We start from the raw sequence: 13117 nt of genomic DNA, 5'->3' as shown, positions 1-13117 counted from the left end.
CGCATCTGTCTGACACGTAGGTAGCACAGAAGGTTGTGCGGCAATCGGGGGGAGACGGGCATCACGTCCGCATCGTGGACCCCGGCGGGTGTTGCGTACCTGTTGTATCTATCCTGTAGGCATGAAGACGGCCGTCCCGCACTCCGCACCTCCCGCCAAGCAGCCACCCGCCGCCGACCGCGTCTACGCGCACGTCAAACAGAGCGTCCTCGACCGGAGCTACGAGGGCGGCACCCTGCTCACCGAAGGCGAGCTGGCCGAGGCCGTGGGTGTGTCGCGCACCCCCGTGCGGGAGGCGCTGCTGCGGCTGGAGGTCGAGGGACTGATCCGGCTTTACCCCAAGAAGGGCGCCCTGGTCCTGCCCGTCTCCGCGCAGGAGATCTCCGATGTGGTGGAGACCCGGCTGCTGGTCGAGGAGCACGCCGCGCGCAAGGCCGTACCCGCCCCGCCGGGCCTGGTGGAGCGGCTGGCCGAGCTGCTGGAGCGGCAGAAGGCGCAGGTCGAAGCCGGGGAGCTGGCCGAGGCCGCGGTGACCGACCGCTGCTTCCACGCCGAGATCGTCCGCAGCGGGGGCAACGAGATCCTGGCCCGCCTCTACGACCAGCTGCGCGACCGCCAGCTGCGGATGGGCGTCGCCGTCATGTACTCCCACCCCGACCGGGTGGCCACCACGCTCGCCGAGCACGAGGAGATCCTCCAGGCGCTGCGTGCCGGGGACGCGGAGGCGGCCGTCGGGGTCGTGCACCGGCACGTGAGCCGGGTTTCGCTGCTCGCGCGGGGTGAGGTCCGATGAACAAGCTCACCCTTCCGGGTGACCCGCCGGGCGGCGCCCGCGCCGTCGGCGTGTGGTCCATAGGCGTCGCGGTCTACTTCGTCGCCGTCATCTTCCGCACCTCGCTGGGCGTGGCGGGCCTCGACGCGGCCGACCGCTTCCATGTGAACGCCTCGGCGCTGTCCACCTTCTCCATACTCCAGCTGCTGGTCTACGCCGGCATGCAGATACCCGTCGGCCTGATGGTCGACCGCCTCGGCACCAAGAAGGTGCTGGCCCTGGGCGCCGTCCTGTTCACGATCGGGCAGCTGGGCTTCGCCTTCTCCCCGTCGTACGGCACCGCGCTCGCCTCCCGGGCGCTGCTGGGCTGCGGCGACGCGATGACGTTCATCAGCGTGCTGCGCCTGGGCACCCGCTGGTTCCCGGCCCGCCGCGGCCCGATGGTCGCGCAGCTCGCGGCCCTGGTCGGCATGGCGGGCAACCTCATCTCCACTCTCGTCCTGGCCCGGCTGCTGCACAGCATCGGCTGGACGCAGGCGTTCGCCGGCAGCGCGCTGGCCGGCGTGGTCGTCCTCGTACTGACCCTGCTGTTCCTGAAGGACCACCCCGAGGGGCACGAGCCCGCGCCGTCCCCGCACCAGGGCTCCGCCTACGTCCGCCGGCAGATCGCCGAGGCCTGGCGGGAGCCGGGCACCCGGCTCGGGATGTGGGTGCACTTCACCACCCAGTTCCCGGCGATGGTCTTCCTGCTGCTGTGGGGCCTGCCGTTCCTGGTCGAGGCGGAGGGGCTCAGCCGGGCCACGGCCGGGGAGCTGCTGACCCTCGTCGTGCTCTCGAACATGGTGGTGGGACTGGTCTACGGCCAGGTCATCGCCCGGCACCACACCGCCCGGCTGCCGCTCGCGCTGTGCACGGTCGCGGCGACCGCGCTGCTGTGGGCGGCGACGCTGGCCTACCCCGCGCCGCACGCCCCGATGTGGCTGCTGATCGTCCTGTGCACGGTGCTCGGCGCCTGCGGGCCCGCCTCGATGATCGGATTCGACTTCGCCCGCCCGGCCAACCCGCCCGAGCGTCAGGGCACCGCCTCCGGCATCACCAACATGGGCGGTTTCATCGCCTCGATGACCACACTGCTCGCGATCGGCGTGCTGCTGGACGCGACGGGGGACGACTACCAGGTGGCGTTCAGCGCGGTGTTCGTCCTCCAGGTGATCGGCCTCAGCCAGATCCTGCGACTGCGGTCCCGGGCGGCCCGCCGTGAGCGCGAGCGGCTGGTGGCCAGCCGGGTGGAGACGGTGCACGTACCGGCGTGAGCCGGTCGTCCGGGCTCCGGGTCAGCGCAGGTCCGGTACGAGGGTGAGGTACGCGATGCCGAGAACGCCCCGGTAGCTCATCCACTGGCCGCGGTGCCGGTCGAGGCGGGCGCGGGTCTCGGGCGCGAGGGGATGGTCGGGATGCTGGGCGAGCCATACCTCCAGGCCCGCCTGGTAGCCCGACTCGAACTCCTCCCACTCCTGGGGGCTCGCCGTCTCGGTCCACTCCGGGCGGAAACCGGCCTCGACCGCGAGGTCGAGCAGGCCGCCGAGTTCGCAATGGTCGTCCGGGGCGGCACCCGGCCACATGCCGGACAACTCGGCCTCGGTGGGCGGCCGCTGCCAGAAGCCCTCGCCGACCAGCACCCGGCCCCGGTCGGTCACCAGGCGCCGCAGTGCGCGCAGGGCCTCGGCGGTCGGCGGCTCGGCCTCGCTGAGGGCCTGGGTCGCGCCGAGACAGAGCACCAGGTCGGCCGGGCCCCGCTCGGTGCCCACGGCGGACTCCTCGGCGAACCGCACCCGGTCGCCGAGCCCGCGTATCTCGGCGTTCTTCCGGGCGCGGGCGAGATCCTCGGCGTTCAGGTCGACACCGGTTCCGGTGGCGCCCGGTACGGCGTCCAGCACCCGGAGCAGCAACTCGGCCCAGCCGCAGCCGATGTCCAGCACGGTGCGCGGGCGGTTGGCCGCGAGCCGCTGGACCATGGCGGTCGCGCGAGCCTCCGAGAGGGGGCCGTGGAAGGTGAGCCGAGCGAGCCGAGGCAGGTCGATGGTCATACCGGGCAACGCTAGAAGGTCGCCCCGACCCCCACCACCGAATTGCGGGCGCCCTCAATTGCCGCCCGGGGAAGGGCCGCTCGCGGCATCACCGGGTCATGACGTCACAGGGTCACGGCGCCGCAGGGCCGTGCCGTCACGGCGTCACCGCGAAGTTCCGCAGGATGGCCTCCGCCAGCTCCTGGTCGCCCTCCGTCTTGACGCGGTCCGCCACCGCCTCGGGGGTCACCCGGCCGCAGGCCAGCCGGACATACGTCTCCCAGTCGAGGGTGAGGGAGGCCACCGGGCCGAGCGCCGGGGCGGTCTCCAGGGTGCCGCGGCCCTGGATGTCGACGCGGATGGTGCGCAGGAACTCCACGGGGCCGTGCACATCGAAGACGACGGCCGAACTGCGCGGCGCGTCCGCGTCCTTCGCCACGATCTTCGGCAGCGCGTCCAGCAGGAAGTCGCGGGTGACGTACGCGCCGGGCGAGTCGAGGTTGCCGGGGCGGCCGAGGGCCGTCCGCAGATCCTGTTCGTGCACCCAGACGTCGAAGGCGCGCGTCCGGTAGGCGTGTTCGAGGGTGATCTCCGTGCCCATCGGGCCGCGCACGGTGGCACCGGGCTCGCGGTTCTCGTTGCGCATCTGGCGGTTGCGGCGGATGACCGTGTACTCCAGTTCGGCCGTCATCTCCGGCGCCGTGTGGTGGCGGCGGACGTCGACCTGCATCTCCATGTAGCGCTGGTGCTCGTTGGCGACGTGGAAGAGGTCGCGCGGCAGGGAGTGGATGGGGCGCGGGTCGCCGAGCAGTTCGCAGTCCAGGCCGATGACGTGCGAGACGACATCGCGTACCGACCATCCCGGGCACGGCGTCCGCCGGTTCCACTCGGCCTCGGGCAGTGGCTGCACCATCTCTGATATCGCGTCGACGGAGTGCGTCCAGGCGTCGGCGTAGGGCTGGAGGGTGGGATGCAGACTCACGGAACGGGACCCCTCGGCGGTCGGTACACGGGCAGGTTGCGGCGGCGGTGCCAGCGGGCGGCGGCTGCACGTCGGCGGGTGTCTGGGAAGCTAAGTTACGCTGCTGGCAGGCACCCCGGCAGTGCTTTCGCGTGACGATCGTAGGCCCGTATGGACGACTCGAATGCCAGGACGGTGGTAGTGTGCGCGCCTCTCTGATCCAGATCGCCGTCGACGAGGGCGAATCGCCCGCCTCGCGCAGACAGCGCGCGGCCGCGCTGGTCCGGGCCCAGGCCGGGGCCGATCTGGTGGTGCTGCCCGAGCTGTGGACCACCGGCGCCTTCGCCTACGAGGACTTCGGCCGCGAGGCCGAGCCGCTGCACGGACCGACCTACGAGACGATGGCCGCGGCCGCGGCCGACGCGGGCGTGTGGCTGCACGCCGGTTCGATCCCCGAGCGCGCGGCGTCCGCCGACGGCTCCGCGCCGGACGACGGGACCCTCTACAACACCTCCCTCGTCTTCTCCCCCTCCGGTGAACTGGCCGCCGCCTACCGCAAGATCCACCGCTTCGGCTTCGACCAGGGCGAGGCCGTACTGATGGGCGCGGGGCGGGAGCCGGTGACGGTCCCGCTGCCCGGCACCACGCTCGGCCTCGGCACCTGCTACGACCTGCGCTTTCCCGAGCTGTTCCGCGCGCTGGTCGACGCCGGCGCCGAGGTGCTGGTGCTCCCGGCGGGCTGGCCCGAGCGGCGCCGCGCGCACTGGACGCTGCTGGCCCGGGCGCGTGCGGTGGAGAACCAGGCGTTCGTGCTCGCCTGTGGAACGGCCGGGACGCACGCGGGAGTTCCGCAGGCTGGTCACTCGATCGTGGTGGATCCCTGGGGCGAGGTGCTGGCCGAGGCCGGCGCCGGCGAGGAGGTCATCACGGTCGGCCTCGACCCGGCAAAGGTGGCGGCGACGCGCGAGCAGTTCCCCGCGCTGAAGGACCGCGTGCTGGGGCTGGCGACGCCCCGGCGATAACGGGGGCCGCCCGCGCACCGGCGGCCCCGCCGAAGGCGCGTCAGCCGTCCGGCCCGTCAGCTGTCAGGCGCGTCAGCCGTCCGGTTGCATCAGCCGTCCGGCCCGTCGGCTGTCAGACGCGTCAGCCGTCCTGCCCGTCGGCTGTCAGGTATGCCCGTCGCCCGCCACGTCAGTCGTCCTCCCGCTCCTTCTCCGCGAGGTGGATCACGCACACCGCGACCGCGATGAGCAGCGCCGGGTCCGCGTCCTCGCGTACGACGTCCACGCCGTAGGTCTCCCGCAGGTGCAGCCAGCGCCGGGAGATCACGGCCAGCACCTGGTCGTCGTACTCGACGACGAACTCGCGGTCGAGGATCTTGCCGCTGACGTCCAGTTCGGATCCGTCGGCCAGCGCGACGCGGTAGTGGTTGCGCAGCAGCGACAGCCGCTTGCGCTTGATGGTGGCCAGGCCCTCGCCGTCCCGTTCGATCACCATCGTGTCGCGCAGGGCGAACATCTTCTGGTGGATGTCGATCAGGACCCGGCCCTGGGCGTCCTTCAGCTCGAAGGTGTCCCGCAGCCGCATGGCCTTGCCGTCGACGAGGAAGACCTTGCGGCCGTGCTCGTCCTCGATCCAATAGTCTTCGCCGATGCCGAGGAGCCGGTCGCGTACCAGGAATCTCATGACCTGAGCCTTTCCCAGGTTCGGCGGATTCATCACGGCGGGCGCGGGGCGATTCGCCGGGCGCGGACCGCTTTTCCACAGGCGGTGCGGGCGAGTTGTCCGGGTTATCCACAGGCCGAGCGGGATGTCGGAGGCCGGTGGCACTCTTGAGCCATGACCGATTCCGCACCACCCCGCCGCCCCCGCGTCCGTGCCCCCGAGCTGATCGGCAAGGGCGGCTGGCTGAACACGGGTGACCGCGAGTACACCCTGTCCGACCTGCGCGGCCGCATCGTCGTCCTGGACTTCTGGACCTTCTGCTGCATCAACTGCCTGCACGTCCTGGACGAGCTGCGCGAGCTGGAGCACCGGCATCCGGAGACGGTGGTGGTCATCGGCGTGCACTCCCCCAAGTTCGCGCACGAGGCGGAGCACGGCGCGGTCGTGGACGCGGTGGAGCGGTACGGCGTGGCGCACCCGGTGCTGGACGACCCCGAGCTGGCCACCTGGAAGCAGTACGCGGTGCGCGCGTGGCCGACGCTCGTGGTGATCGACCCGGAGGGGTATGTCGTCGCCCAGCACGCGGGCGAGGGCCATGTGCACGCGATCGAGCGACTGGTGACGGAGCTGGAGGCCGAGCACGGGGCGAAGGGCACGCTGCGCCGCGGCGACGGCCCGTACGTCCCGCCGGAGCCGGAGCCGACGGTGCTGCGCTTCCCGGGCAAGGCCCTGCCGCTCCCCTCCGGGAATCTGCTGGTCAGCGACACCACCCGGCACCAGCTGGTGGAGCTGGCGGCGGACGGGGAGACGGTCGTACGGCGGATCGGCCAGGGCGGCCGTGGGCTGACCGACGGCCCGGCGGACCGCGCCCGGTTCCAGGAGCCGCAGGGGCTCGCCCTGCTGCCCGACGGCACCGTGGTGGTGGCGGACACCGTCAATCACGCCCTGCGCCGCTTCGACCCGGGGACGGGCCGCACCACGACCCTCGCGGGCACCGGGCACCAGTGGATGCAGGGGGCCGCCACCTCCGGGCCGGCCCGCGAGGTCGACCTCTCCTCGCCCTGGGACGTCGCCTGGTGGCAGGGCCGGGTGTGGATCGCCATGGCGGGCGTCCACCAGCTGTGGACGTACGACCCCGAGGACGGCACGGTCGCCGTCGCGGCCGGCACCACCAACGAGGGACTGGTCGACGGCCCCGCCGCCGAGGCGTGGTTCGCCCAGCCCTCCGGGCTCGCGGCCACCGCCGACCGGCTCTGGCTCGCCGACTCCGAGACCAGCGCCCTGCGCTGGGTGGACCCCGACGGGGCGGTGCACACCGCGGTCGGCACCGGCCTGTTCGACTTCGGGCACCGGGATGGCGCGGCCGGACAGGCGCTGTTCCAGCACCCGTTGGGCGTCACCGCGCTGCCGGACGGCTCGGTCGCGGTCGCCGACACCTACAACCACGCCCTGCGCCGGTTCGACCCGGCGACCGGCGAGGTGACCACGCTCGCCACGGATCTGCGCGAGCCCAGCGACGCGGTGCTCGTCGGCGAGGACATCGTGGTGGTGGAGTCGGCCCGGCACCGGCTGACCCGGCTGCGGCTGCCGGAGGAGGCGGTGCGCGTGGAGTCGGTGGCCCATCGCACCCGGCGCGCGGCCACCGAGGTCGCTCCCGGCCGGCTGCGGCTGGACGTCGTCTTCCAGGCCCCGCGGGGCCAGAAGCTGGACACCCGGTACGGCCCCTCCACCCGACTCCTGGTCTCCTCCACCCCGCCCGAGCTGCTGCTCAAGGGCGAGGGAGCGGGCACCGATCTGAGCCGCGAGCTGGAGCTCGACGCGGCTGTCCGGGAAGGGGTGCTGCACATATCCGCGATGGCCGCGTCCTGCGACGACGATGCTGCCAACGAGTACCCCGCGTGCCATGTGCACCAGCAGGACTGGGGCGTCCCGGTCCGCCTCACCGAGGGTGCGACGGACCGTCTGCCGCTCGTCCTGGCGGGCCTGGACGAGCAGGAGAGCGGGTCTCAGATGCCGTAGCCGTCGGTGTAGCCGTCACCGGTGTGGTGGTGACGGTGGTGGGGTTCCTCCTCCACGATCGGCGTCGTGGGCGGTACGACGACCCGCCGGCGCCGGGCGATACCGCTGAACGTGGCGACGCCGATCAGTCCTACGGCCATCAGGATCAGGCCGACGACGGTGAGATTGACGCCGTGCATGTGCCAGTCGGTCGCGAACGTGAGTATGGCCCCCACGGCGATGAGGATGATGCATCCGCCGAGCCCCATGAGGCTTCGCCTCCCCTTTCGGTTCCGGAATCTCCGGTCCCGTCCGGGTACCCGGCGCGGCCCCGAGTAGCCCTGCGTACGACGGCCGTTCGACAACCGCCCCTCCGTAAGACCGTTCCCGCCCGGCCTTACGGAGGACCGCGTTGGCTAGCCCTCCAGGAAGGCCGTCAGGGCGTTGGCGAGGAGGAACGGGTCGTCGGCGCCGCACAGTTCGCGGGCGCTGTGCATGGAGAGGATGGCCACGCCGATGTCGACGGTGCGGATGCCGTGCCGGGCCGCGGTGATCGGGCCGATGGTGGTGCCGCAGGGCATGGAGTTGTTGGAGACGAACGACTGGAAGGGGACACCGGCCTTCTCGCAGGCGGCGGCGAACACCGCGCGGCCGGAACCGTCCGTGGCGTAGCGGTTGTTGACGTTCACCTTGAGGATCGGGCCGCCGTTGACGCGCGGGTGGTGCGTCGGGTCGTGCCGCTCGGCGTAGTTGGGGTGCACGGCGTGACCGGTGTCGGAGGAGAGGCACACGGTGCCGGCGAGGGCGCGGGCGCGGTCCTCGTAGGTGCCGCCGCGGGCGAACACCGAGCGTTCCAGGACGGAGCCGAGCAGCGGGCCGTCCGCGCCGGTGTCGGACTGCGAGCCGTTCTCCTCGTGGTCGAAGGCGGCCAGCACCGGGATGCGGGTGAGCGGGGCGCCGGAGGTCGCGGCGGCGGCCAGCGCGGCGGCGCCCGCGTGCACGGACAGCAGGTTGTCCATGCGCGGACCGGCGACCAGTTCGCGGTCCCGGCCGAGGTAGGCCGGTGCCTCCACCGGGTACGTCATCAGGTCCCAGCCGGCCACCGAGTGCGCCTCCAGGCCGGCCTCCTGCTCCAGGAAGGAGATCAGGTCGCCGTCGAGCACCTCGTCGCCGAGTCCCCACACCGGCTGGAGGTGGCGCTGCTTGTCCAGCTTGAGGCCCTCGTTGCTGACCGAGCGGTCCAGGTGGATGGCGAGCTGCGGCACCCGCAGCAGCGGCCGGTCCACGTCGACCAGGACGGTGGAGCCGTCGCGCAGGGTCAGCCGGCCGGCCAGGCCCAGGTCGCGGTCCAGCCAGGAGTTCATCAGCGGGCCGCCGTAGATCTCCACGGCGACCTGCCGCCAGCCGTGCGCGCCGGTGTCCGGGCGCGGCTTGATCCGCAGATTGGGGGAGTCGGTGTGCGCGCCGATGATGTGGAACGGGGTGTGCGGCGCGACGCCCTCGGGGACGTACCAGGCGATGATCGCGCCGCCGCGCAGCACGTACCGGCCGCCGCTGGTGCCGTCCCAGGCGTCCGTCTCGGCGACCTGCCTGAAGCCGGCCTTCTCCAGCCGCTCGGCGACGTTCGCCACGGCGTGGTACGGCGACGGGCCGGCCGCCAGGAAGGACATCAGGTCGTCGGTGTGGCCGCGGTCGAAGGTGAGAGGTGCGCGCGCAGCGCTCGCTGGAGGGGTGGCGGCGGGCGACGGGCGGGATGGTGCGCTCATGGGATTCACCTTAACGACGGGCACGGGCCCGCTCCCGGTAAGGGGAGCGGGCCCGTGCGCGGAAAGGACGGGGACGTCCGGAACGTCCGGAACCGGCGCCGTGGAACGACGCCCCTGTGTGTTCTAGAACGCGGCCTCGTCCAGCTCCATCAGGTCCAGCTCGATGCCCGTGGACAGCTTGCGGGCCAGGGTGACGCCCGGCAGGACGTTCGCGGCGAAGAACTTCGCGGCGGCGATCTTGCCGGTGTAGAACGCCTTGTCCTTCGCGGAGGCCGTGGCGAGCTTCTCGGCGGCGACGGCGGCACCCTTGAGCAGCAGGTAGCCGACGATGACATCGCCGGAGGCGAGCAGCAGGCGGGTGGTGTTCAGACCGACCTTGTAGATGTTCTTGGCGTCGTCCTGGGTGGCGGCGAGGTCGGTCAGCATCAGGCCGACGATCGCCTCCAGCTCCACCGCGGCCTTGGCCAGCTGCTCGCGGGCGCCGGACAGCTCCTCGCCGCCGGTGCCGAGCGCCAGGAACTTCTTGATGTCCTCGGCGAGCGAGTTCAGCGCGGCGCCCTGGTTGCGGACGATCTTCCGGAAGAAGAAGTCCTGGCCCTGGATCGCGGTGGTGCCCTCGTAGAGGGTGTCGATCTTGGCGTCCCGGATGTACTGCTCGATCGGGTACTCCTGCAGGAAGCCGGAGCCGCCGAAGGTCTGCAGCGACTGGGCCAGCTGCTCGTAGGCCTTCTCGGAGCCGTAGCCCTTGACGACCGGCAGCAGCAGGTCGTTGAGGGCGTGGTCGGCGGCGGCGTCCTCGCCGTTCGCCTCCTTGACCTGGATGGCGTCCTGGACGGAGGCGGTGTACATCACCAGGGCGCGCATGCCCTCGGCGTACGCCTTCTGCGTCATCAGCGAGCGGCGCACATCGGGGTGGTGGGTGATGGTGACCTTGGGCGCGGCCTTGTCCATGAAGTTGGCCAGGTCCGGACCCTGGACGCGCTCCTTGGCGTACTCCAGGGCGTTCAGGTAGCCGGTGGACAGCGTGGAGATCGCCTTCGTGCCGACCATCATGCGGGCGAACTCGATGATGCGGAACATCTGGCGGATGCCGTCGTGCTTGTCGCCGATCAGCCAGCCCTTGGCGGGGTGGCGGTCGCCGAAGGTCATCTCGCACGTGTTGGAGGCCTTCAGGCCCATCTTGTGCTCGACGTTGGTGGCGTAGACGCCGTTGCGCTCGCCCAGCTCGCCGGTCTCGAAGTCGAACTCGTACTTCGGCACCAGGAAGAGGGACAGGCCCTTGGTGCCGGGGCCGGCGCCCTCGGGGCGCGCGAGCACGTAGTGGAGGATGTTCTCCGACATGTCGTGCTCACCCGAGGTGATGAAGCGCTTCACGCCCTCGATGTGCCAGGAGCCGTCCTCCTGCTGGACCGCCTTGGTGCGGCCGGCGCCCACGTCGGAGCCCGCGTCGGGCTCGGTGAGCACCATCGTGGAGCCCCACTGCTTGTCCACGGCGATCGAGGCGATGTGCTTCTGGACCTCGTTGCCCTCCTCGAAGAGGATGCCGGCGAACGCGGGGCCCGAGGAGTACATCCACACGGCCGGGTTGGCGCCCAGGATCAGCTCGGCGTAGGCCCAGATCAGGGAGCGCGGCGAGGTGGTGCCGCCGATCTCCTCGGGCAGGCCGAGGCGCCAGTACTCGGAGTCCATGAAGGCCTGGTAGCTCTTCTTGAAGGACGCCGGGACCGGCGCGGTGTTGGTCTCCGGGTCGAAGACCGGCGGGTTGCGGTCGGCGTCGGCGAAGGACTCGGCCAGCTCGTTCTCCGAGAGGCGGGTCAGCTCCTCCAGGACGCTCTTGGCGGTCTCGACGTCCATCTCCTCGAACGGGCCGGTGCCGTACACCTTGTCGCGCCCGAGTACTTCGAAGAGGTTGAACTCGATGTCGCGGAGATTCGACTTGTAGTGCCCCATGGCGACGGCTCCGTTGAGGGATCGGCGAGGCACTGACTCCTCGCATCTGTTTCACGTACCAATAAGTAGCTACGATGATGCTACCCGCCGGTAATAAGACGCAACCCCAGTCCGGCCAAGTGTGAGAAGGGTCTACTCCTGTGGGCCTTTCGGGTCCATCCCTGCCCCGGCCCGGATCTCGGTACGCTTGCGCCCATGTACGGATACGGCCAGCCCATGGACGGCGGCGCCGCGCAGCAGCAGTACACGTCGGGGCAGCAGCAGATGGCGGGCGGGGCCGGCGGGTACGGCCAGCAGCCGCCGCTCTATCCGGAGCCGTCCCCGCCCTCGCTCGCGGACGCGGTGCGCGCGTTCACCACCGGGCAGATGTCCCCCGAGGACTTCCAGCAGATCTTCGCGTCGTCGAAGGTGTACTGCCCGCGCGGTGACACTCCCGGCTTCCTCGCCCTGCACAACACCCAGCAGCCGGTGATCCCGATGTTCACCTCGCTCAAGGAGTTGCGGCGGTACGCGGGCAAGGAGTCCAAGTACTTCGTGATCACCGGCGCCGAGGTGATCGACCTGCTGCCGACCGGCTACGGCTTCGTCCTGGACATGGAGGGCGAGCACCGGATGGTGTTCGACGCGAAGGCCGTCGAGCAGATGGTCGATTTCGCGATGCGCCGGATGTACGGCTGACCGGTTGTACGGCCGGCTGGATGTGCGGTCGGCCGGATGTGCGGCCGAACGGCTGAGACTCGTCGTTGCACGGGCCCGGAGGGAATTCCCTCCGGGCCCGTCCTGTTGTGGGTGGCAAGAAGTTCAACGCTCAACTAAAGTGAGCGTACGAAGGAGGTAGCCACCATGCCTGCAGTGACCGTCGAGAACCCGTTGACGCTGCCCCGTGTGACCGCTCCCGCCGATGCCGTGGCGCGCAAGGTGCTCACCGTCACCACCGCGCCGAGCGGGTACGAGGGCGAGGGCTTTCCCGTGCGCCGGGCGTTCGCGGGGATCAATTACCGCCATCTCGACCCGTTCATCATGATGGACCAGATGGGTGAGGTGGAGTACGCGCCGGGCGAGCCCAAGGGCACCCCCTGGCACCCCCACCGCGGCTTCGAGACCGTCACCTACATCATCGACGGGATCTTCGACCACCAGGACTCCAACGGCGGTGGCGGCACCATCACCGACGGCGACACCCAGTGGATGACGGCGGGCGCCGGGCTGCTGCACATCGAGGCACCGCCGGAGCACCTCGTCGTCTCGGGCGGGCTCTTCCACGGGCTCCAGCTGTGGGTGAACCTCCCGGCCGAGGACAAGATGATGGCCCCGCGCTACCAGGACATCCGGGCCGGCAGCGTCCAGCTGCTGACCTCGCCGGACGGCGGCGCGCTGCTCCGGGTGATCGCCGGTGAGCTGGACGGCCACGAGGGTCCCGGCATCACGCACACCCCGATCACCATGGTCCACGCGACGCTCGCGCCCGGTGCGGAGATCACGCTGCCCTGGCGGGAGGACTTCAACGGCCTGGCGTACGTGCTGGCGGGCCGCGGCAGCGTCGGCGAAGAGCGCCGTCCCGTCCACACGGGCCAGACGGCCGTCTTCGGCGCCGGGTCCTCGCTGACCGTGCGCGCGGACGAGCGGCAGGACGGCAACACGCCGGACCTGGAGGTCGTGCTCCTCGGCGGCCGCCCGATCCGTGAGCCGATGGCCCACTACGGCCCGTTCGTCATGAACACCAAGGACGAACTGATGCAGGCCTTCGAGGACTTCCAGAAGGGCCGCCTCGGCACCGTCCCGGCCGTGCACGGCATGACGGACGAGGGTCCGGACGCCTGACCCTCCCCCGGGACAGGGCGCCGCTCCAGCCGACGAAGCCTGGAGCGGCGCCCTTCCGGCTTCGGCCGACCGGATGTCGCGGCACCCCGGCCGAGACCCGTGCTCACCCGCCCGGCCC

General features: G+C 71.3%; 12 protein-coding genes. 6 read left to right on the top strand and 6 right to left on the bottom strand.

Annotation, left to right across the window (positions count from 1 at the left end; genetic code table 11):
- Window positions 1–121: 121 nt before the first annotated feature.
- Both AB0N90_RS14480 and AB0N90_RS14475 read left to right on the top strand, forming a co-directional pair.
- The gene (locus tag AB0N90_RS14480; protein WP_361672217.1) at window positions 122–793 is read left to right on the top strand and encodes a GntR family transcriptional regulator; all 672 of its coding nucleotides are present in this window, start codon (window positions 122–124) and stop codon (window positions 791–793) included.
- Window positions 790–2085, top strand: a complete 1296-nt coding sequence (locus AB0N90_RS14475) for an MFS transporter (RefSeq protein ID WP_361672220.1) — start codon at window positions 790–792, stop codon at window positions 2083–2085. Before AB0N90_RS14480 ends, AB0N90_RS14475 begins: the two co-directional genes overlap by 4 nt.
- 21 nt (window positions 2086–2106) lie before the next feature.
- Here AB0N90_RS14475 and AB0N90_RS14470 read toward each other — a convergent pair whose 3' ends face one another.
- Both AB0N90_RS14470 and AB0N90_RS14465 read right to left on the bottom strand, forming a co-directional pair.
- Window positions 2107–2859 carry a class I SAM-dependent methyltransferase gene (locus AB0N90_RS14470; RefSeq protein WP_365196278.1) on the bottom strand — a complete coding sequence of 251 codons (753 nt, stop codon included), beginning with the start codon at window positions 2857–2859 and terminating at the stop codon, window positions 2107–2109.
- A gap of 136 nt (window positions 2860–2995) precedes the next feature.
- A complete protein-coding gene (locus tag AB0N90_RS14465; protein ID WP_085565689.1) occupies window positions 2996–3820 on the bottom strand; it encodes a maleylpyruvate isomerase family mycothiol-dependent enzyme in 825 nt (274 codons plus the stop codon).
- Window positions 3821–4002: 182 nt separating this feature from the next.
- Between AB0N90_RS14465 and AB0N90_RS14460 the strand changes: the two genes are divergently transcribed.
- Window positions 4003–4821: a carbon-nitrogen family hydrolase gene (locus tag AB0N90_RS14460; RefSeq protein WP_365196276.1), complete on the top strand. Its 819-nt coding sequence runs from the start codon at window positions 4003–4005 to the stop codon at window positions 4819–4821.
- 169 nt (window positions 4822–4990) lie between these two features.
- Here AB0N90_RS14460 and AB0N90_RS14455 read toward each other — a convergent pair whose 3' ends face one another.
- Window positions 4991–5485 carry an LURP-one-related family protein gene (locus AB0N90_RS14455; RefSeq protein ID WP_037650219.1) on the bottom strand — a complete coding sequence of 165 codons (495 nt, stop codon included), beginning with the start codon at window positions 5483–5485 and terminating at the stop codon, window positions 4991–4993.
- A 153-nt stretch (window positions 5486–5638) separates the two neighbouring features.
- Between AB0N90_RS14455 and AB0N90_RS14450 the strand changes: the two genes are divergently transcribed.
- Window positions 5639–7483, top strand: coding sequence for an NHL domain-containing thioredoxin family protein (locus tag AB0N90_RS14450; protein WP_365196273.1), 1845 nt, complete (start codon window positions 5639–5641; stop codon window positions 7481–7483).
- Here AB0N90_RS14450 and AB0N90_RS14445 read toward each other — a convergent pair.
- From AB0N90_RS14445 to AB0N90_RS14435, 3 genes are all read right to left on the bottom strand, one after another.
- Window positions 7471–7731, bottom strand: a complete 261-nt coding sequence (locus AB0N90_RS14445) for a DUF6458 family protein (RefSeq protein ID WP_128790923.1) — start codon at window positions 7729–7731, stop codon at window positions 7471–7473. The genes AB0N90_RS14450 and AB0N90_RS14445 overlap by 13 nt on opposite strands.
- A gap of 147 nt (window positions 7732–7878) precedes the next feature.
- Window positions 7879–9228, bottom strand: coding sequence for a M18 family aminopeptidase (locus AB0N90_RS14440; RefSeq protein WP_085565693.1), 1350 nt, complete (start codon window positions 9226–9228; stop codon window positions 7879–7881).
- Window positions 9229–9351: 123 nt separating this feature from the next.
- Window positions 9352–11178 (bottom strand): acyl-CoA dehydrogenase, encoded by a 1827-nt coding sequence (locus AB0N90_RS14435; RefSeq protein WP_361672233.1) that lies wholly within the window; start codon window positions 11176–11178, stop codon window positions 9352–9354.
- A 195-nt stretch (window positions 11179–11373) separates the two neighbouring features.
- Here AB0N90_RS14435 and AB0N90_RS14430 point away from each other — a divergent pair, with 195 nt between their 5' ends.
- Complete coding sequence (locus AB0N90_RS14430) at window positions 11374–11856, top strand: SseB family protein (RefSeq protein ID WP_037650207.1); 483 nt, start codon at window positions 11374–11376, stop codon at window positions 11854–11856.
- Window positions 11857–12021: 165 nt separating this feature from the next.
- On the top strand, window positions 12022–12999 hold the full coding sequence (locus tag AB0N90_RS14425) for a pirin family protein (protein ID WP_361672238.1): 978 nt from the start codon (window positions 12022–12024) through the stop codon (window positions 12997–12999).
- Window positions 13000–13117 lie beyond the last annotated feature (118 nt).

Origin of the sequence: Streptomyces sp. NPDC093018 (genome assembly GCF_040684035.1) — a bacterium.
GTDB lineage: Bacteria > Actinomycetota > Actinomycetes > Streptomycetales > Streptomycetaceae > Streptomyces > Streptomyces murinus.
Note: the sequence above shows the minus strand (reverse complement) of the source record. Positions and strands in the feature narration are given on the sequence as shown.

Excerpts from the sequence above, each read along its gene's own strand:
- AB0N90_RS14480 (WP_361672217.1), top strand. The coding sequence starts at position 122 with ATGAAGACGGCCGTCCCGCACTCCGCACCTCCCGCCAAGCAGCCACCC.
- AB0N90_RS14475 (WP_361672220.1), top strand. The coding sequence starts at position 790 with ATGAACAAGCTCACCCTTCCGGGTGACCCGCCGGGCGGCGCCCGCGCC.
- AB0N90_RS14470 (WP_365196278.1), bottom strand. The coding sequence starts at position 2,859 with ATGACCATCGACCTGCCTCGGCTCGCTCGGCTCACCTTCCACGGCCCC.
- AB0N90_RS14455 (WP_037650219.1), bottom strand. The coding sequence starts at position 5,485 with ATGAGATTCCTGGTACGCGACCGGCTCCTCGGCATCGGCGAAGACTAT.
- AB0N90_RS14450 (WP_365196273.1), top strand. The coding sequence starts at position 5,639 with ATGACCGATTCCGCACCACCCCGCCGCCCCCGCGTCCGTGCCCCCGAG.
- AB0N90_RS14445 (WP_128790923.1), bottom strand. The coding sequence starts at position 7,731 with ATGGGGCTCGGCGGATGCATCATCCTCATCGCCGTGGGGGCCATACTC.
- AB0N90_RS14440 (WP_085565693.1), bottom strand. The coding sequence starts at position 9,228 with ATGAGCGCACCATCCCGCCCGTCGCCCGCCGCCACCCCTCCAGCGAGC.
- AB0N90_RS14435 (WP_361672233.1), bottom strand. The coding sequence starts at position 11,178 with ATGGGGCACTACAAGTCGAATCTCCGCGACATCGAGTTCAACCTCTTC.
- AB0N90_RS14430 (WP_037650207.1), top strand. The coding sequence starts at position 11,374 with ATGTACGGATACGGCCAGCCCATGGACGGCGGCGCCGCGCAGCAGCAG.
- AB0N90_RS14425 (WP_361672238.1), top strand. The coding sequence starts at position 12,022 with ATGCCTGCAGTGACCGTCGAGAACCCGTTGACGCTGCCCCGTGTGACC.